We start from the raw sequence: 19,685 nt of genomic DNA, 5'->3' as shown, positions 1-19,685 counted from the left end.
TATCGCTGATACTCACCTGCCTAATCAGGTTGCGGTGAGAACTCAAGTATGAAAGTTTTTTTCCCATCGTTGACGCTAACTAATTTTCGTTCCGCAATCCTCCTGTTCCAATTTTGAGTGCGACCGCCAAACATATCTGGAGAAAATGATTCAATCAAAATGTCTTTTTCTACCTTGAATGTGCCAGCGGAGCAACTTGGATCATAGTCTCCAACATGCGGTGCACGACCACGCTTAGCAAGTGCCCAGAGATCGTCGGTAACAGTTTCTGTGAAAGCCCAGAAATCAAACGGGTGATCGCGGTAACAGCTAATCCAATCGCCATTGGCGTAGTAGCGCATGTAATGAAAACGAACACCATGCATGCGCACACCAGCATGCCACTCCTCCCATTCTTGAGCACCAGATGCATAAAAACCATCAAATAAAACAAATGCACTCACTATCGGCGTCTTGCGGAACTTGAACCAAAACATTATTGGGTCCTGAGCTTATAAATTGCAGTTAATAGGGATTCATTGCATGGAGACTCAGTAGCTTGAGTATGCTTAGATTCTATATCGCTTTGCCAACGTAATAAGAGGGTCATATCAGGCAGAGGCAAAAGAGCGCAGCAGAATCTAGAAAAAAACCAACAAAGAAAACTTCAAATGCACTTGCGACTGAGAATGATTCTCATTTATAATAAACTCGATTAAAATATATTAGTCGTAAAAACTCCCCTTTTTACGATGCTCCCAGCCTCAAGCACGGTGCAATGTCCGTGCGGGCTATGGAGTTGACCATGATACGCACAAGCCAGTCGCCGCTAGCCAGTGTTCAATTTTTCTAATTATTAGGAAACACGATGCTAAGCAAGACGCAAATCGCCCTGGCGCTGGGTATGACATGGGGCATGGCTCCGGCAACTATTTTTGCACAAACTCCAGGCCCAGTCCCACCAACAGAAGCAACTACCCTCAAAGATATTACTGTCACCTCTACGCGTACCGCCAGGACAGTCGATAGCGTGCCCAATACCGTCACCGTCATCCCTGCTGCCAGGATAGAACAAGAAGGTGGGCGCGACATCAAGGACCTGTTCCGCAATGAACTCGATATCAGCGTGCGCGCCGCCCCTACCCGTTTTACGGCGGCTGGCAGCTCTACTGGCCGCGCTGGCAATGAAGGTATCAATATCCGCGGTCTGGAAGGTAACCAGGTCCTGATGCTGGTGGATGGCATGCGTGTACCGGGTAGTTTTTCATTTGGCGCATTTGCGACAGGTCGTGGTGATTTTCTTGAACTTGATGGCATCAAGGCAGTAGAGATTTTACGTGGTCCTACCTCCACACAGTTTGGTAGCGATGGTCTGGCGGGTGCAGTCAGCTTCCGTACGCTTGACCCGTCTGATCTGCTTAAAAAGGGCCAGTCTTTTGGCGGCTTCGTGCGCTCTGGCTATTCTACTGTGGACCGCTCATGGCGCAATACTGCCGCCATCGCTGGCGACAATGGTAGCTGGCAAGGTTTGCTGCTGGTCAGCGACCGCCGTGGCCATGAAACAGAAAACCGTGCAGACAATGGCGCAAAAAACGTCAACCGCACCAAACCAAATCCAGTTGATTTCAATGCCCAATACCTGCTGGGTAAAGCAATCTTCAAAATCGATGGCAACCAGCAAATCGAAGCCAGCGTAGAAGCACAAAAACGTACGCAGGATACCGATGTTTATTCTGCCCGTGCCGTGCCGCCACTGGCATCCACCAGCACCCTGGACCTGGATACACGCGACAAGGTAGAACGCAATAAACTCAACCTGGCACACCGCTATAAAAACCTGAATTCCAGCTGGTTGCACAATGCCGAGACACGCCTGTACTGGCAAGATGCCAAGGTCAGCCAATACTCTGCCGAAGACCGGAACACCGCCGCTGACCGCACCCGCGACAATCACTACAACACCAAGATCGTCGGCTTGTCCAACATCATGGAAAGCAATTTCTCCGGTGCTGTTGAACAAAAACTCAGCTATGGCTTTGACTGGAACCGCACTGAAGTCACAGGCCTGCGCGATGGCACGGTAGCACCATTTGGTGAAACTTTCCCGGCCAAGCCTTTCCCTGATACGACTTACACAGTCACCGGTGCCTTCATCCAGGATGAAATCGAAGCAGGCAAGCTGAGCATCATTCCCAGCCTGCGTTATGACCATTACAAACTCGCTCCATCCAGTGCAGGTTACACAGGTGGCGCAGTCGCCACCTTGTCTGACAGTGCAGTCACACCACGCCTGGGTCTGGTATGGCAACTCGACGCTGCCTTTGCACCTTATGCACAATTCGCCAAGGGCTTCCGTGCACCTACTCCTGACCAGGTCAACAATGGTTTCACCAACCTGGCATCCGGCTACACCAGCGTAGGCAATTCACAACTGAAAGCAGAACGTGCTGACAGTTTTGAGATTGGCTTCCGTGGCAAGATACAGGGTTTGCGTTATTCCTTCGCTGCATTTGACAATAGCTACAAAGACTTCATCAGCCAGCAAGTCGTACGTGGCACAGGCACTGCAGTTGACCCACTGGTATTCCAGTACATCAATCTGGCCAAGGCGCAGATCCGTGGTGCAGAAGCCCGTGCAGAATTGCAAATCGACAGTAACTGGCAAGCCACCGCCGGTGTCTCCTACACCAAAGGCGACAGCGAAGTTGCTGGCGTAAAAACACCGCTCGATACGATCAACCCGATGAAATTCCTGGCAGGCGTACGCTATGACACAGCAGCCTGGGGGGCGCGTGCACAATTCCAGCATCATCAAGGCAAGCAGCTCGACAGAATCGCACCAGCAGCGACAACACAGTTTGCACCAGGTTCTTACCACGTCGTTGACCTTGGTGTGTACTGGAAACCCATGCAAAACCTGACAGTCAATGCCAACCTCAACAATGTCTTTGATACCAAATACTGGGCCTGGTCTGATGTACGCGGCCTGGCTGACAACACCAACGTCAAAGATGCTTACACCGCCCCTGGCCGGAATGCCCAGGTATCAGTTCGTTACGACTTTTAAGAAGGAATCGTCATGCCAGCCCAACATTTGAACCCGCAGCAAAATGCTAAAGTACGTGAAGAATTCGCCAGCATGCGCCGCGAGAAAAAAGCCAGACATCGTGACATCGCCGAAACCCTGGAGATCAGTGAAGGCGAACTGATCGCCGCCCACGCAGGCACAGCAGCCATAGAAAGCAACAGCCTGCTGCGCGCCACCTGCCTGCGTGCAGAATGGCCAGAAATTATCGCCGCGGTAGAAAGCCTGGGCGAAGTCATGGCCCTGACGCGCAATCCCTCCTGCGTCCATGAAAAAACTGGCACCTACAGTAAAATCAGCCACAACCACCATGTCGGCCTGGTGCTGGCAGGTGAAATCGATTTGCGGATTTTTTATCAGCAATGGGCATTTGGCTTTGCCGTGACAGAGCAAACAGGAAGTGCTGAAGAGCGCAGCGAGCAAAAAAGCCTGCAATTCTATGATGCTACCGGCACTGCCATCCACAAGATCTTCATCAAGCCACAAAGCAATGTAGAAGCGTATGAAGCCCTGGTTGCCAGCTTTGCCGCTGTTGAACAGCAAACCGGCATACAAACAAAAGACGCCGCAGAAAAACTGCTGGAACTGGCTGACAAGGACATCGATGTCACTGGCTTCCGTCAGGCATGGGCATCCTTGCGTGATACTCATGAGTTCTTCGGCCTCATGAAAAAATTTGCCGTGACACGTACCCAGGCATTGCGCGTGGCTGATGCCCAGTTTGTCCAGCAAATTGATGTCAGTAGCTGCCAGGACCTGTTGCAGGCAGCCGCTGCCGAAGCCGTGCCTATCATGGTATTTACCGGCAATGCCGGCATGATACAAATCCACTCCGGCCCGGTCAGCAAGATTGCCAAAATGGGCCCATGGGTGAATGTGCTTGACCCACGCTTCAACCTGCATCTGCGTGAAGACCATATCGCCAGTGCATGGGTCGTCAAAAAACCAACCACGGATGGCCTCGTCACTTCACTGGAATTGTTTGATGCCGACGGCGAAACCATCGCCATGTTCTTTGGTGAACGCAAACCCGGCAAGCCAGAACTCTGCGAATGGCGCGCACTGATCGACAACCTCTTGTCAGAAAGCCAGACATGCGCAGCATAAACCCACAAACCCAGCACAATCGCCTGCGCAGGCAGGCTTTGATGCAACTGGCAGGATTAGCGGGTTTGGCTTCCTCCAGCCTGTTGCCATCCTTTGCCCAAGCCGCAACTGGCAAAGGCAAACAGCGCATCATCAGCGTAGGCGGAGCAATCACCGAGATCATCTTCGCCCTCAATGCCAGCAATGACCTCGTCGCCGTCGATACCACCTCCAACTTCCCTGAGAGCGTGCAAAAACTGCCTAACGTCGGTTATGCGCGTGCCCTGTCGGCAGAAGGTGTACTGGCCCTGGCACCAACGCAAATCATCGCCAGCGAAGATGCAGGCCCACCTGCCGTGATACGCCAGTTGACATCCTCAGGCATACCGCTGGCTGTCTTGCCTGCACATCACAAGTTTGAAGGCGTGCTCGACCGCATCAAGCAGATTGGTGAACTGACTGGTACACAAGCCCAGGCAGCTACCCTGATGCAAAGCCTGCAGCAGGAATGGACCAAGGTCCGCACACCGATAGAGCAACGCAAAGGCAAGGCACCAAAAGTTGTTTTCATCCTCGCCCATGCACCTAACCAGATCATGGTGGCAGGTCGTGAAACCGCCGCCCATGCCGTGCTTGAATATGCAGGTGCCAGCAATGCCCTGACTACGGCCAATGGTGGCAACGGCTTCAGTGGCTACAAGCCTTTGACACCAGAAGCCATGATCGCTGCCCAGCCCGACATCATCCTCGTGACTGACCAGGGCCTCAAAGCCTCAGGCGGCATAGAGTCTGTGCTGAAATTGCCTGGTGTGGAACAAACACCGGCAGGCCGCAAGCGCCGCGTGCTGTCACAAGAAGCCATGCTCATGCTGGGCTTTGGGCCACGTCTGCCATCGGCGATCAGCCAGCTGGATAGCGCCATCATCAAGGCCATGCAGGCATGAAAGCGTCAGTAGCCGTGTCTGGTGAATTGCGAAAAGGTTTACACCAAGGTTTGCAGGCAAAGCTTCTGCAAGGCGGCAGGCCTGGCCTGCTGCTGGTGCTGGGTATCTCCCTGCTTGCCGCTTTACTACTGAGTGTGCAATTCGGTGCCGTGCCTGTCAAATTGCAAGACTGGCTGACCCTGCTAGACTTCAGCGACGACCAGACGCTAACTGGCAGCAGCTACGTCTTGTGGAATATCCGCCTGCCACGAGCCCTGTTTGCCGTACTGGTGGGTGCAGCACTCGGCATGTCAGGCGCATTGACGCAAGGCTTGTTCCGCAATCCACTGGCAGATCCCAATTTGCTGGGCATTACTGCCGGTGCAGCTGCGGCTGCGGGTTTGAGTATCGTTGTCTTGTCAGGCATGCACTTGCCTATCCCCATGTCCTGGCGTATGTGGATCTTGCCTGTCACCGCGTTCAGCGGGGCGCTGCTGGTTTGCTTTGCACTTGATCGTGTGGCGCGCTGGATTTCACCTGGCTCTATCGTTGGCCTGCTCTTGACAGGTATTGCTTTGAATGCCCTGAGCGCTGCCGTGCTGGGCCTGTGTACTTACCTGGCAACGGACGAGCAATTACGTAACCTGAGTTTCTGGACCCTGGGTTCTCTGGCAGGTGCCAGCTGGCTGGCTGCTGGCTTGCTATTGACGCTGCTGTTGCCAGCCTGGTGGTGGGTCAGGCGCATGATCAGCGCCATGAATGCCCTGGCCCTGGGCGAAGCTGCGGCTGCCCATGTCGGCATCGATGTACGCCGCCTGCGCACCCAGGTCATTGTCCTGGTCGCTGTACTGACCGGGTTTGCAGTAGCCTGGTGCGGCATGATAGGCTTCATCAGCCTGGTCGCCCCGCATCTGGTGCGCACCATGGGTGGGCCAGATCAAAGACAGGTGATACCACGTTCCATGCTTATGGGTGGTTTGCTCTTGCTACTGGCTGACACCGTGGCACGCTGCATCGCCATCCCGGCTGAAGTACCAGTGGGTATTTTCACGGCCCTGCTGGGCAGCCCTTTCTTCCTGATCCTGCTGCGTAATGCACGTGGTCGTTTAGCCTGAATCGCCTGTATGAGAAACGCATCATGTTAATGAAAACCACCACACAACAGGGTTTGCTCCAGCTTGACGCCGTTTGCGCCAGGCTGGGCAAGAAAGACTTCGGGCCCTTTAACATCAGCATAGGCAAGGCAGAAAAAGTCGCCATCCTTGGCCCCAGTGGTGCAGGCAAATCCACGCTGCTAAAACTGCTGTCCCGTGAATTGAAAACCAGCAGCGGCGACATCGCTTTCCAATCACGCGCGCTGGCAAGCTGGTCCTTGATGGAACTCAGCCGCCTGCGCGCCGTCCTGCCGCAAAACAGTGACGTCGCCTTTGGACTGGAAACTGATCTGGTCATCAGCCTGGGTCGCGTCAGCCGTGCCCATGATCCTGAACTGTCCAACATCGTCAGACAAGCAGCGGCCATGGCGCACGCAGCCCATTTGCTGGACCGTCGCTTTGACAGCCTCTCTGGCGGCGAACAGGCACGCATACAACTGGCGCGCATCTTTGCCCAGCTGTGGGACCAGCGCGATGGCCTGATACTCGTCGACGAACCTCTGGCTGCACTCGACCCCGGCCTGCAATTTGACCTGCTCGCCAGCCTCGAAGAATATGCGACAGAACGCCAGCATGCCATCGTCGCCATCCTGCATGATATCAACCATGCAATGCAGGCATTCGAACGTCTGCTGTTAGTCAAGAACGGCAAGCTCGTCGCTGATATCACCAGCAACCGCGAAGCAGTACCGGCGTTGGAAGATTTATACGATATCGCCCTGACCTGCATGCACAATGAAGAAGGTGATTTGCTGGTCACCCCCTTGCGCGCTTCATCCCGCGCCAGGAAAAGCGCATAGCAAACAATATTGTCGAATGAGAGAGATCATGCAAAAACCAAAGATGCAAGAAATCAAGGCCTTTGTGCCTGCCAAAAATTTTGAAACTTCCCTGGCCTTTTATCAAGACCTGGGATTTGAGGTCGTCTTTAGTGAAGATGGCATTGCCCATCTCAAATATGAGCAACACAGCTTCATGCTGCAAGAATTCTATGTCGCTGATCACACCAATAATTTCATGATGCATATCCTGGTCGATGATGTCGGCATCTGGCACCAGTTCATCGTCTCATCCGGCATTGTAGAAAAATATAAAGTACGACTGACCCCGGTCGTTGAGCAGGCTTATGGCATGCGCGACTTCACACTCACAGACCCTAGCGGCGTCCTGTGGTTCATAGGCCAGGAAATTGACACGACGGATACATGTAGCAATGCGTAAATTAACTCGATTCACCAGTGCAGCCGCTGCCCTGGCCACAGCCAGTCTCTTATCAGCATGCGCGACCCTGGCTGAAAAGCCAGTCAGCGGCAGCAAGATATTGTTATTGGGTGAAGTCCATGACAATCCAGATGGGCATGCCCAACGCTATGCTGACCTGCAAAAAATGGTCGTCGCAGGCTGGCGTCCCGCCATCGCCATGGAACAATTCGACCGGGAAAACCAGGCAGAACTGACCCAGGCACAGGCAACTTGCACTGATGCAGACTGCATCATCAGCAAGGTCGGCAACAAGCGCTGGGAATGGCCGCATTATCGCCCCGTCATCCAGCTCGCCATCGATTACAAACTGCCGCTGCTGGCCGCCAACCTGTCCCGTAGCGATGCTGCCCGCGTCATGCGCGAAGGCTATGCCGCCGTACTCGACAAGAATGCCATCACCAGTTACAAGCTCGACCAGCCCTTGCCTGCCCTGGTAGTCGATGGTCAGCGCGCTGCCATGGAAAGCGGCCATTGCGGCAAGATGCCAGACAATATCGTCCCCAGCATGGTCAGGGCACAAGTCGCGCGTGATGTCGTGATGGCCAAGATCGTCACTGAAAACGCCGACCGTGGTGTCGTTCTGCTGGCTGGCAATGGCCACGTCAGGCGCGACCTCGGTGTGCCGGTATGGCTGCCTGCCAGCCAGCAAAGCAGCCTGCAAATCCATGGCTATGTAGAAACAGATGACAGCAAATCAGGAAGCGTGAGCATTTACGACGTCAGCCATGTCGTCAAGACACATACCCGCCCCGATCCATGCCTGAGTATTCAAGCACCTAAAAGTACAAATTAGAACACAACCTAGAACCCAACTTAAGCCTAGCGCAGAGGAACACATGAAACATCAGCCATCAGCCAACGCTTGCCAGCACCTCGGTGTGGCCTCAAGCAAAGTCGGCGAAGTCATGATCTGCCCTGAATGCGGGGTAGTCCACCTCTCTTTGAATCATGTGTCCCTGCGCTTTGATGTCGAGGCTTTCCGTGTCCTCGCCTATATGCTGGCAGAAGCGCAGTTGAACATAGAAAGCTATGATGCGCGCCTGCCCAAAACCCCGGAAGCGCCTCACGTCACCGGCTTTGAAATAGCACCGGGTAAAAAAATGCACTAACCCGATTTATGCAAAATCCTTGCAGCATAGTGACAATGAGCGTTAATCAGCGCGCACAGTTCGCGACGAAATGTCTGCAATATCATTTGGGCTGTTTTGCATAAGTCCTCACTAATAGCATCAAGAGGAGTACCGTATGTGTGAACATGACAAACATAGTATTGCATTAACACCAGAAGCCACACCGGCAGGTTCACGCCGTCGCCGCATCTGGGATTTGACGCATGAATGCCATTGCCCCGTCGTCGGTGTCTGCATACCACTGACAACCTTGCGACGCATCGTCAACAAAGCCATGAATGGCCAGGCCATTGCCGAAGACTATGAAATCCATGTCGGCGCGATTGCAGAATGTGGCCGCCGCAACCGCCTCTCAGAAGCCATACAGCAAGAGCTGGAACAGCGCTATGCCCGCACCATACAGGAATTCCGCGCGGCAAAAACAGTAGAAGCCGTCACCCGCCTGTGGCTGGCCGCCATCGACAAAGGTGATGTTGCCGGAGCGTTCTGGGCCGCACTGACACACCCGCGTTGCGACGCCGATTTGCAAGACGGCTTATGCCGCGACATGCACATGCTGCAACACCAGGCCGGTGCCAGCGTGCGTATCGACATCGCCCGCTTCAATGCCCTGGTTGAACAAAACAAACTGCTAACCCGCGAACTGGGCCGCGTGCAGGAAAGACATAATCGCGCACTGGCAGAAAAAACCCGCGAGATAGAAAAACAAAATACTCAATTGATACAACTACGCGCAGAAAGCATAGGCAAGGACAGCAGCATCCATTTCCTCAGTTGTGACATCGCTGCGCTGAAAGCAGAAATCCCCGAACTGGAAACCCGCCAGCGCCTGCTCAAGAAAATCGAGCAGATGGCGGAGCGCCAAACCGAAACAGAAAACCAGGTACGCGAGCTAAAACAAAAACTCGCAGAAGCCAGCAAAGCCGCCGCCGACATACAAGAGCAGGCAGCAGAAAAAAGCAGGCAACAACCAGAAGAAAAAGTCTACCCCATCACCCTGCACCTGAAGCAAAAAACTGTGCTGTGCGTAGGTGGCCGCAGCGGCAATGTGCCCACCTACCGCGACCTCATAGAACGCATAGGCGGCCGCTTCGCCCACCATGACGGCGGCCTCGAAGACAACCAGAGCCTGCTCGACGCCAGCCTGGCCGCCGCCGACCTCGTCATCTGCCAGACCGGCTGCATCAGCCACACCGCCTACTGGCGCGTCAAGGATTTCTGCAAACGTACCGGCAAACGCTGCGTCTTCGTAGAAAACCCCAGCGTCTCATCACTGGCACGCGGACTGGAAAAATTCTCGGAAGATGAAGCAGCAAGTACAGAAATGACCAGCCAATAAAACCAACGCAATACCCTGTAGGAGCGGCTTCAGCCGCGAACAGCAAGTGCGGCAATGCGAGCAATACTCATTGCCCATGCAGCAAAGTGTTCGGGGCTAAAGCCGCTCCTACAAAAAACATCTAGCCTCTGGCATTTTTCAACGCCTTATTGATCACAGGTCAGTTCTTTTTAATGGCGCCTCTCAAAAGCTCAGTCGGAAAGATATCCGTCATAAGAACCATCGCTTTTTCTTTTTTTGCGTTTTCTATCATTGCGCCCAAAACACCACCGACAATACCACCAGTGGCTCCTGCTGCAACTGGCGAGGCACCGTTAGGATTGCTCAAGGCAATTTGTGTCGCAACTGTTGAAATGTCACCTGATGATCCACTGGCAGGCGAACGATAGCGGCTGCCCGAAAATTCATGAGAATAAATTTTTGATAAAGACTTTGATGCAGGATCGCGTGGCAACCAAAATCCACCATCACGCGTATCCACAATCTTATTGTCCTTCGTATTGATCAGCACCACGCAATCGTCAGGACCACGATAATAAACGCCACCTTCCGCCTCAAAGACCGGCACGTACACCCCTTTTGTTACACCAACAGCCAAACCAGTATTCCAGCCCAGACGTGTTTGTAAACTGACGTCTTTATCCAACTCAATAGATGGACGGCCTGGTATAGATGGCTTCAGACTGCTCTTGGAAACATAAGGAAGGTGCCCACACCCACCAAGTGCGAGAATGAAAAAAAATAAAACAAATTTGCGAATGATCGTGTTCATTAAGATGAGAGAGTAAAGAGGCATGAATGCACTGATTGAAAAGTCATGTTTTTTTGGCTATCGATATAGCCGGGCGGAGTATGCCAGCTTATTAATTCCAGCGCCATACCCTGCGCCTGAAGCAAAAACTCCATGGTGTACGAGTGTCCCCAGCGGCAATGTAAAAATGACCGTGACCTCACACAAAACAAATCTGTCCCGGTATGCGCAGCAAAGTGCTCACGGCTAAAGCCACTCCTACGAATAGCCAGACCTGCCTATCAACAATGCACTCAAATCAACTCTATACTCTGCAAATTCAAATAACTACTCTCCCGTATCGTCGTCACAAAATCACTGAGATACGCCTTGGCAGACAAATCCGGCAGGCAGGCTGCATACAGTCTGCCTGTCAAACCATCCGCAGTAATGCGCTTGGGCAGTACATAATCGCGGTTCACATAATTTTGCGCGGCCCACACCGGCAGGGTGGCAATGCCGCGCTTGCTGGCGACCAGTTGCAGCATGGCGACTGTTAGCTCTGTCGTGCGGCGTGTGGTATCTATCCCGGCGGGCTTCAAGACCTGGCGTACCACGTCCAGCATTTCATCCGGCACGGGGTAGGTAATCAGGGTATCCGTCGCAAAATCCTGCGCCACCAGATAATCCCGCGTCGCCAGTGCATGGTCTTTGGCGATCAAGGCAATGATCTCGAAGCGGAACAAGGGGTGATAAGCCACGCTCTCATCCGCATCCATTTCTGACACAATCGCCACATCCGCCTTGTGGCTGTACAGCAACCCGACCGGGTCCGCCTGGAAGCCGGACACGATATCCAGCTCCACCTCAGGCCAGCGCTGGCGGAATAAATCCATCGCGGGCATGAGCCAGTCAAAGCAGGTATGGCATTCAACCGCGATACGCAATTGCCCCGCCACACCCTGGGCCATGCGTGCGAGGTCGCGCTCGCAATTGGCCACCTGCGGCAGGACACTGTCTGCCAACTGCAGCAGGCGCTCACCCGCAGGCGTGAAGCGTATAGGTGTGGTCTTGCGCTCAAACAAGGGTGTGCCGTGATGTTCTTCCAGCAACTTGATCTGGTGCGACAGCGCTGATTGCGTGACATTCAACAGAACCGCCGCACGCAATAAATTACCAGACTCGCGCAGGGCATGCAGGGTTTTCAGGTGGCGTAGCTCTAATATGGATTGCATGATCGCTGAGCCTTGCAGGCCCCATTATGAATAAAATTCAAGATGATTCTTAAAATATGTCGTTTGAATCATAGTCAATTCTAACCCATCATGCTAGCACCCATAGGACTTTTGCAAAATTGTCCCAGCAAGGCTAACGCCTTTAGGAAACATCCCTTGCAAGGGATGTCCGTTTCGTCGGCAGACAATATATTGTCTGAAACCCCGACTACACCGCAGCGACGAAGACAGTACTTTAGTACGGCTAGGAGCTGCAACGCAGCTGGGGCGGTTTTGCATAAGTCCTCCCACGATAGGAGAAATGAAATGACAACAGCACACACCCTGGGCTTCCCCCGCATCGGCGCCCAAAGAGAATTGAAATTCGCACAAGAATCCTTCTGGCGCGGCGATATCACCGAAGCCACCCTGCATGAAACCGGCGCCGATTTGCGCGCCCGCCACTGGGCTTTGCAAAAGCAGGCTGGCCTCGATTTTGTCAGCGTTGGTGACTTTGCCTGGTATGACCAGGTTTTGAACACCCTGGCCCTGCTGGGCGCCCTGCCTACGCGCTTTGGCTTTGATGCAAAAAAACTGAGCCTGGCAGACTACTACGTCGCCGCCCGTGGCAACCCCCAGCACTTTGCGATGGAAATGACCAAATGGTTTGACACCAACTACCATTATCTCGTACCAGAGTGGACAGCCGACACCAGCTTTGATGGTGGTACAGACTGGCTGTTTGAAGAACTGGCACAGGCCCAGTCCCTGGGCCACAAAGCCAAAGCCACCCTGGTTGGCCCTCTGACCCTGCTCTACCTCGGCAAGATCAAAAGCGGCCTGGATATCAAACTCGATTTGCTACCCAAAATCATCCCCGCCTACCAGCGCCTGCTGACACGCCTGCAAGAGCAAGGCGTTGAATGGGTGCAGATAGATGAACCTATCCTGGCACTGGACCTCGACAATGCCTGGCTGGATGCCTTTGTGCTGGCCTACAATGCCCTCGCACAAAACACACCCAAGTTGCTGCTATCGACTTACTTTGAATCAGTGCAGGAACGCGCCGCCCTGTTGCATGCCCTGCCTGTCGCTGGCATTCACCTGGACCTGGTACGCGCTCCTCAGCAACTGTCTGTCCTGCTGGCCAACTGGCCGCAAGACCGCGTATTGTCCGCCGGGGTCATCGATGGCCGCAATATCTGGCGGGCAGACCTGACAGGCTTGCTGGCCAGCCTGCAAACCGCCCACGCCCAATTGGGCGACAACTTGTGGCTGGCCGCAAGTTGCTCTCTGCTGCACGTACCGGTGGATCTCGCAGCAGAGACAGCGCTCGATGCAGAAACCCTGAGCTGGCTGGCTTTTGCCACCCAAAAACTTGATGAAATCGTCGCCCTCAAGCAAGCCCTGAATGGCAATGCTGCCAGCGTCGCCCAGCAATTCAAGGCTGCAGAGCAGGCTGTCACCAGCCGCCGCACCTCAGTACGCATCCACAACCCCATCGTACAAAAACGCCTGGCCTCGGTTACAGAACAGGATGTCACCCGCCATAATGCTTTTGCAGGTCGCATCAGCGAACAGCAAAAGCGTTTTGCGCTGCCGCTGTTCCCAACCACCAGCATAGGGTCCTTCCCGCAAACCAAGACCATACGCCAGGCCCGCGCAGCGTATAAACGTGGTGACTTGTCGCATCTCGAATACCTCGAAGCCATGCGCGCAGAAATCCGCCTGGTCGTTGAGCAACAAGAAAAGCTCGACATCGACGTACTGGTGCATGGCGAACCAGAGCGCAATGACATGGTTGAATATTTCGGCGAACAACTCTGGGGCTATGGCTTCACCCTGAACGGCTGGGTACAAAGCTATGGCTCACGCTGCGTCAAACCCCCCTTCATCTATGGCGATGTCTATCGCCCGGAAGCCATGACAGTCAGCTGGAGCGAATACGCCCAAAGCCTGACCTCTAAAACCATGAAAGGCATGCTGACCGGCCCCGTCACCATGCTGCAATGGTCCTTCGTGCGCGACGACCAGCCACGCTCCACCACCGCCCTGCAAATCGCCCTGGCCTTGCGCGATGAAGTTGCTGACCTCGAAAAAGCTGGCATAGGCATGATACAGATAGACGAACCCGCGTTCCGCGAAGGCCTGCCGCTGAAACAGCAAGACTGGTCCGCCTACCTCGACTGGGCAGTGCGTGCATTCAAACTGAGTTCTGCCGTCGTCAGGGATGATACGCAAATCCATACCCACATGTGCTATTCAGAATTCAACGACATCCTGCCATGGATAGCCGCCATGGATGCTGACGTCATCACTATAGAAACCTCACGCTCCGACATGGAATTGCTCGACGGCTTTGGCGAATTCGCCTATCCGAATGACATCGGCCCAGGCGTGTATGACATCCACTCACCACGCGTACCCAAGGTCACAGAAATGCAAAGGCTACTGCAAAAAGCCCGCAGCGTACTCCCCGATGCCCGACTCTGGGTCAACCCCGACTGCGGCCTCAAAACCCGCGACTGGCCAGAGACCATAGCTGCGCTGGAAAACATGGTGCAGGCAGCCAAGTTGTTGAGAGCGACCGTGGCGGCGGATGATGAAGAGCATCAGGACTGTTGCTGATAAAGACAGACCAGGCAGTCAGAAGTAAAGCCCGGGCGCATCTCAGCTTTTGATGAGATGCGCCCACCTGCATTAAAGCGCAGAGCCCACCATCATGTAGGAGAGGCTTCAGCCGCGAAAAAAGTTTTACCGTAGCTTCAAAATCTCACAAGCCCGCAATTGCCCTAATCTGCGCGGCTAAAGCCACTCCTGCAAGCGGTGCAATCGCCATCCGACGAGTGAATAATATCCATTCAACTTCAGAAAAGCCAGTTACGAAGAAATTCAAGAAGCAGCTAGTATTTTTATACCTATTTCACTGGTCAGCGCCGTCGCAGTGTAGCTACCAACAACTCCGCCACCTACTCCTTCGCAGCCTTATCTTCAAACGTGTAATAGCTATTTTTATGATCATAGATGCGGACAAAATCTTTCAAAGCACCTGACCACATACCAAAATGGCCCGTATCGCTCTGGTCAAAAAATGCCTCTATGGTTGCCACCTTGCCGTTAAATTTATAGAGTACCTTATATTTTTTATCGATTCGCTTCCTGTCATCCTCCGTTTTATAAGGCCCGGAATCGACATTCAGCCAAAGGCAATCCTTGCTGGAATTCCTGACCTTTGTCAAACATATGGACATATTTTCCCTGCCAACAGTCACATAGCCAGTCACCAAGACAAGTTTTCCATCGTAACGTTCAGGTGTCGCGATCAGATTAATGAGAGACAGGCTTTGAAAGCGATTTTCGACATCGGCTTCAGTGGCAGTGGCAGTGGCAGTGGCAGTGGCAGTGGCAAAAAGACTAGTTCCAGAAAACAGGCAGACAACCATTAGGCGGTGGATTTGATTGTATATTTTTTTCATCTTATATAACCTGATAAACAGCCTCATAAAAAACAGCCTCATAAAAAACAACCTCATAAAAAACAACCTCATAAAAACCGATAGCAAGATCAAGCTGCTCACGAATCTCCATCGTGAAATGGCACGCTCAACTTGGCATGGACTTGCTCACCTCGGCAGAAATTGCCAGTAATTCCTCTGAAACTAAAAGCTTTTCAAAGTTGCCGGAATTTACTCTCTTGAATAACTCAATCATGATCGCTAGCGTCGGCAAAAGCTGACTTTTAAGAACAACATGGCGACTCTCAGTTTGAAATTCACATAATTTCGCGATAAATACATTCAATTGATCTTCGTGTATATCGAACATGTCCGAGGCTTGTTCTACAAATCCGCTCTCCAGTTTCAGTACATTTTCCATTACCCTGATTTGGGCAATAAACAGTTTTCCTATCGTCAAACTTGGCTGCCAAATTGATTTGTCGCCAATACCTATCCAGTATCCCATTTCATTTACCTCAGGTTACTCATGAAGACTTGTCTTCCATTTCAGACAAAAAACGTTGCTGCTGCCTGAGCATCCCATCCCTGATACTGCTCCATATCTGCTCAGGAAAATGTACTGGCAATTCGTGCTCAACCTGCGCCAAGGCATCTGGTACATGTTGAACCAGTCGTTGCATCTGCGCAAAACCATCCACAACACCAGTCTGCGCGGCCAGTCCCTGCCAATGCCGTACATGCATCTCACTCATTTTGAAGTGCGCATTCTTTGATCTCAAAGCCATGGCCATCTTGATTTTCTTTTCCTGCAATTGATTTGCACCACGCCCTATCACTGGCCATGCTGACAAAATATCGTACATGGGTGTCATGCGGTAATCGCCACCAGCAAGCAAAGAAATTGAGAAATTCTTAGCATGACCATCAGTTGCTGCCAGCAACCAGAATGCCAGGTTCACCAATGCAAAATTCAGTTTATCTTTGGCTGCGCTGACACTGCCCTCCAATATGTGCAGACACTGCGCCATGCCAGGCCCGCCGTCAGCTTCATATTTATTGTCTGGCGCAACGCCGCTGGCTTGGCAGAAATCTTCTTGTGGCAACCTGGCTATCCAGTGCCCCATCCACTTTCTGTCAAAACGCTCAACCACCAAAACTTTTTGCGTGCCAAATTGCGCAATCTCGGCCTTGGCTACTTCAAATCCCAGCGCTGCCATGATACGCATGCACAGCCATTCGTTTTCTATGGACCCAGACATATCGACACGCATGCCACCAATCAAGCCCAAAGGTAATTTAAGGATATGTGTCGTCGGTGTCATACCGTGTGGTACATGCCATTGGTTCTGATACCAGAGCAAAGCAGTTTTCTCTTGCGCCCCCGCCAGCGAAATACGGAAGTCGTCGATGAAATCGGTGTCGTCTTCATCGCTGGTCACATTCAACAATAATTTTTCGACTTCACTATCTGTCAGCCTGGTCGCGGTAACCTTATCGAAGCCCTCAGGTTTTATATTCAACGGTAAAATTTGTATGGCACCTATGCAATCACGACCCAGTGCTCCCAGCAAGTCAGGCACATTTGTGGACACAAGTTGATAGCGATGACTTATGCGCTGCCTGATCTTTTTATTGTCAGGTAAGAGATTGTCAAAGAAGTTTTTTACAGTCTTGCCACGCAAGATGCTCTTGCCTGCGGTAATAGGTAAAGAGAGTGACAGGGGACGAGCCGCCGCCGATTTAATCCAGCCTTCTGCATACTCAAATTGATGTGTGTCAGTGCGATCCCAACTCCACACGCCAACCAGCAAGCCGTTCATCCAGACATTGAGTGATTGATGAATACGAGACTTGCTCATGATTACCAATCCGGCGTGGTGTCGTTATCGGGTTTGCCTGCAGCAGTTTCATCATCCTGACGCTGGTAGATAGACAAACCGCAGCCAAGCAAATGCAAGATGCTCAGCATTTGATCCACGCTTACTGCCCCCGGATTATTTTCTATATTGGCGATCCTGACTTGCCCCACGCCCAGCATTTTTCCGAGAGCAGCCTGTGACAAGCCCTGTTGACTGCGCAAAGACTTGAGATGACTACTAAGCTGTGCTGCCAGACTGATTCTGTAATCCATGATTCCCCTATCTCTGCAATTGCTTTTACATGTCCGAATAAGAAGCAATGAGCACCTTTGGACATTATTCAATTTATCACTCAAAAGTAATAAAATCAATATATCACTTTAAGATGATATTTTATATTTATCACTAATAAACTATAAATAACACCCAGCTATATCTTTGCCGACGAATCAACTCTATCGATACCTCCCTCATCACCATTGCAACACTGAACAGGCCGTGCAAGCAACTCATTGCAGAGAGTGACCATGACAGCAGACTCAGTCCCTATCTATGCGCCTCCTCGCACCATGATCAATTGAGCATGCATATATTGCATTCCATGACTGCAATGCCGCGTTCTGTCGCTTAGCCGCGCGAATTACCTTGGCAATTCAGTATGCTGTAGTTTATCCATCAACCCCGCCACGGACATCCATCATGCGCGCATACCGTCAGCCAGTACCATCCCGTGCAACTACAAAATCCATCGCATTGCTTGGCCTGATTGCCTTTTCTTTTGCCAGCTCCAGTGTCTATGCAAGGGCGGCGGCCCTGCCTGCCGTAAAGTCGCTTGCAGGGCAATGTGATGCCATCCTGCAAGGGGTGTCTGATACTGGACCAGGCACCGTGATACTTGCCGCGCGCAAAGGTGAGCTCATTTGTACTTCGGCACGCGGCATGGCTGACATCGAATTAGGCCTGGCATTGAAGCCTGAGCAAAAATTCCGGATAGGCTCCATCACCAAGCAGTTCACCGCCGTTGCACTATTAAAATTGGTAGATCAAGGCAAAGCCAGGCTGGACGACCCCTTATCCAAGTACCTGAGTGATTTTCCTGATGGCAGCAAAATCACCTTGCTGCAGTTACTCAATCACACCGCTGGCGTAGGCGAACTCACCAGCACCCCAAAATTTGGAGAGACGACGCAAAGGATAGACACCAACAGCAAAGACCTGGTCAAATCGATCAGCGCCTTACCAGCAGACTTTGCCCCAGGCACTTCATGGAAATACTCCAATTCTGGTTATATCCTGTTGAGTTCCGTGATCGAAAAAATCACTGGTAAAAGCTGGAATCTCGCCCTGGATGAATTAATCTTCAAACCACTCAATCTCAAGGATACTGGCTGGGAAAACCCGGAACAAGTCTGGCCTGGCCTGGTGCGTGGCTACCAGAAAAATGCCCAGGGCGGCTATGCTCCTGCCAGTCCTATCAGCATGACCGTACCACAAGGTGCAGGTGCACTGATTTCCACGGTCAATGACTTGTGGCGCTGGAACGAAGCCCTGCATGGCGGACGCCTGTTGTCGGCAGCATCGTATCAGCAAATGACAACGCCACAAGGTACAGCGATAAAAGGCCGCTATGGTTTCGGCATAGTTAGTAATCAGGTGCGCGGTCATTCTGCCTTTTGGCATAATGGCGGCATTAATGGCTTCGTTTCTGGTCTGACGTACATACCAGAAAGCGGCACCACGGTCGTGCAACTGAATAACCTCGAGGGTCCACCCGGCCCTTATCTGATGCAATTGGCCGCGCAGGTCATCGGCGACCCCTTTGTTGTCCTCACGCGTGAAAAATGGACCGAAGAGAACATGAAAAATGCGCAAGGCATCTACACCAAAGATGGCGTGACGCGCACCATCAAATTCCAGGATGGCAAACTCTACTCCCGACGCCAGGGCGGGAAAGACTTGGCACTCATCACAGCGACACAAGAGCGACTCGGCTTTGACATAGATCCACTCAACTGGATGGAATTGGTACGTGACGGGCAAAGAAAAGTCACCGCTCTCAACTTTTACCCGCAAGGCAGCTCGGCAAGTGAACTCTGGGCACGCCAGGGTGACCTACCAGCAGAAACAGCTGCCCCCACACTAAATGAAACACAGCTCGCACGACTCGTCGGTTCATACACCAGCCCAGCGTTCAGTGTCGACATCAGGCGCACCGCCAAGGGCGGGCTGGAAGTCCAGGCCAAAGGCCAACCCAGTGCCGAGATTGTGGCTACCGATGTCAATAAATTCAAGCTCACCGTGGTTGATGCAAACCTGGAATTTGATGCACAAGGGCCGCTCGCAGAAAATGTTGTTTTGCGCCAGGGTGGGCAAGAAATAAAAATGCAGCGCGTCAGCGAGAAATAGGTTTGCACTGAAACTGCGCAAGATTGTTGAGGACGATTGTCGCGACGGATGATAAAGAG

The 19,685-nt window shown here is 52.5% G+C and carries 18 protein-coding genes; 11 read left to right on the top strand and 7 right to left on the bottom strand.

Going from position 1 to position 19,685, the window contains the following annotated elements:
- Positions 1-20 precede the first annotated feature (20 nt).
- A complete protein-coding gene (locus ACO0LI_RS24170) occupies positions 21-476 on the bottom strand; it encodes a hypothetical protein (protein ID WP_423035869.1) in 456 nt (151 codons plus the stop codon).
- A 371-nt stretch (positions 477-847) separates the two neighbouring features.
- Between ACO0LI_RS24170 and ACO0LI_RS24165 the strand changes: the two genes are divergently transcribed.
- The 9 genes from ACO0LI_RS24165 to ACO0LI_RS24125 all read left to right on the top strand — a co-directional run bounded on the left by ACO0LI_RS24165 (position 848) and on the right by ACO0LI_RS24125 (position 9,959).
- Complete coding sequence (locus ACO0LI_RS24165) at positions 848-3,046, top strand: TonB-dependent hemoglobin/transferrin/lactoferrin family receptor (protein WP_423035867.1); 2,199 nt, start codon at positions 848-850, stop codon at positions 3,044-3,046.
- Between the two features lie 12 nt (positions 3,047-3,058).
- The gene (locus ACO0LI_RS24160; RefSeq protein WP_423035865.1) at positions 3,059-4,171 is read left to right on the top strand and encodes a hemin-degrading factor; all 1,113 of its coding nucleotides are present in this window, start codon (positions 3,059-3,061) and stop codon (positions 4,169-4,171) included.
- Entirely contained in the window at positions 4,159-5,094 is a 936-nt protein-coding gene (locus ACO0LI_RS24155) for a heme/hemin ABC transporter substrate-binding protein (RefSeq protein WP_423035863.1), read from the top strand. Before ACO0LI_RS24160 ends, ACO0LI_RS24155 begins: the two co-directional genes overlap by 13 nt.
- Entirely contained in the window at positions 5,091-6,188 is a 1,098-nt protein-coding gene (locus ACO0LI_RS24150) for a FecCD family ABC transporter permease (protein WP_423035861.1), read from the top strand. Before ACO0LI_RS24155 ends, ACO0LI_RS24150 begins: the two co-directional genes overlap by 4 nt.
- A 23-nt stretch (positions 6,189-6,211) precedes the next feature.
- The gene (locus tag ACO0LI_RS24145; RefSeq protein ID WP_423035859.1) at positions 6,212-7,027 is read left to right on the top strand and encodes an ATP-binding cassette domain-containing protein; all 816 of its coding nucleotides are present in this window, start codon (positions 6,212-6,214) and stop codon (positions 7,025-7,027) included.
- Positions 7,028-7,055: 28 nt separating this feature from the next.
- Positions 7,056-7,448 (top strand): VOC family protein, encoded by a 393-nt coding sequence (locus ACO0LI_RS24140; protein WP_423035857.1) that lies wholly within the window; start codon positions 7,056-7,058, stop codon positions 7,446-7,448.
- The gene (locus tag ACO0LI_RS24135; RefSeq protein WP_423035855.1) at positions 7,441-8,283 is read left to right on the top strand and encodes a ChaN family lipoprotein; all 843 of its coding nucleotides are present in this window, start codon (positions 7,441-7,443) and stop codon (positions 8,281-8,283) included. The genes ACO0LI_RS24140 and ACO0LI_RS24135 overlap by 8 nt, the downstream gene beginning before the upstream one ends.
- A 43-nt stretch (positions 8,284-8,326) precedes the next feature.
- Entirely contained in the window at positions 8,327-8,599 is a 273-nt protein-coding gene (locus tag ACO0LI_RS24130) for a hypothetical protein (protein ID WP_423035853.1), read from the top strand.
- A gap of 136 nt (positions 8,600-8,735) precedes the next feature.
- Positions 8,736-9,959 carry a DUF2325 domain-containing protein gene (locus ACO0LI_RS24125; RefSeq protein WP_423035851.1) on the top strand — a complete coding sequence of 408 codons (1,224 nt, stop codon included), beginning with the start codon at positions 8,736-8,738 and terminating at the stop codon, positions 9,957-9,959.
- Between the two features lie 160 nt (positions 9,960-10,119).
- Here ACO0LI_RS24125 and ACO0LI_RS24120 read toward each other — a convergent pair whose 3' ends face one another.
- Together ACO0LI_RS24120 and ACO0LI_RS24115 are read right to left on the bottom strand one after the other, a co-directional pair.
- Positions 10,120-10,731, bottom strand: coding sequence for a hypothetical protein (locus ACO0LI_RS24120; RefSeq protein ID WP_422977834.1), 612 nt, complete (start codon positions 10,729-10,731; stop codon positions 10,120-10,122).
- A gap of 272 nt (positions 10,732-11,003) precedes the next feature.
- Positions 11,004-11,927 (bottom strand): LysR family transcriptional regulator, encoded by a 924-nt coding sequence (locus ACO0LI_RS24115; protein ID WP_174244994.1) that lies wholly within the window; start codon positions 11,925-11,927, stop codon positions 11,004-11,006.
- Between the two features lie 303 nt (positions 11,928-12,230).
- Here ACO0LI_RS24115 and metE point away from each other — a divergent pair, with 303 nt between their 5' ends.
- Positions 12,231-14,531 (top strand): 5-methyltetrahydropteroyltriglutamate--homocysteine S-methyltransferase, encoded by a 2,301-nt coding sequence (gene metE / locus ACO0LI_RS24110; RefSeq protein WP_423035849.1) that lies wholly within the window; start codon positions 12,231-12,233, stop codon positions 14,529-14,531.
- Between the two features lie 341 nt (positions 14,532-14,872).
- Here the strand turns inward: metE and ACO0LI_RS24105 are convergent, their stop codons facing one another.
- The 4 genes from ACO0LI_RS24105 to ACO0LI_RS24090 all read right to left on the bottom strand — a co-directional run bounded on the left by ACO0LI_RS24105 (position 14,873) and on the right by ACO0LI_RS24090 (position 17,492).
- A complete protein-coding gene (locus tag ACO0LI_RS24105) occupies positions 14,873-15,379 on the bottom strand; it encodes a hypothetical protein (protein WP_423035847.1) in 507 nt (168 codons plus the stop codon).
- A 127-nt stretch (positions 15,380-15,506) separates the two neighbouring features.
- Positions 15,507-15,866 (bottom strand): DUF6086 family protein, encoded by a 360-nt coding sequence (locus ACO0LI_RS24100; protein ID WP_422953830.1) that lies wholly within the window; start codon positions 15,864-15,866, stop codon positions 15,507-15,509.
- 19 nt (positions 15,867-15,885) lie between these two features.
- Entirely contained in the window at positions 15,886-17,220 is a 1,335-nt protein-coding gene (locus ACO0LI_RS24095) for a type II toxin-antitoxin system HipA family toxin (protein ID WP_423035845.1), read from the bottom strand.
- Between the two features lie 2 nt (positions 17,221-17,222).
- Positions 17,223-17,492 carry a helix-turn-helix domain-containing protein gene (locus ACO0LI_RS24090; RefSeq protein ID WP_423035843.1) on the bottom strand — a complete coding sequence of 90 codons (270 nt, stop codon included), beginning with the start codon at positions 17,490-17,492 and terminating at the stop codon, positions 17,223-17,225.
- Positions 17,493-17,919: 427 nt separating this feature from the next.
- Here ACO0LI_RS24090 and ACO0LI_RS24085 point away from each other — a divergent pair, with 427 nt between their 5' ends.
- Positions 17,920-19,626, top strand: coding sequence for a serine hydrolase domain-containing protein (locus ACO0LI_RS24085; RefSeq protein ID WP_423035841.1), 1,707 nt, complete (start codon positions 17,920-17,922; stop codon positions 19,624-19,626).
- Positions 19,627-19,685 lie beyond the last annotated feature (59 nt).

The organism is Undibacterium sp. Tian12W (genome assembly GCF_049339405.1).
Lineage (GTDB): Bacteria > Pseudomonadota > Gammaproteobacteria > Burkholderiales > Burkholderiaceae_D > Undibacterium.
This window is presented reverse-complemented; position numbering and strand designations above follow the sequence as displayed.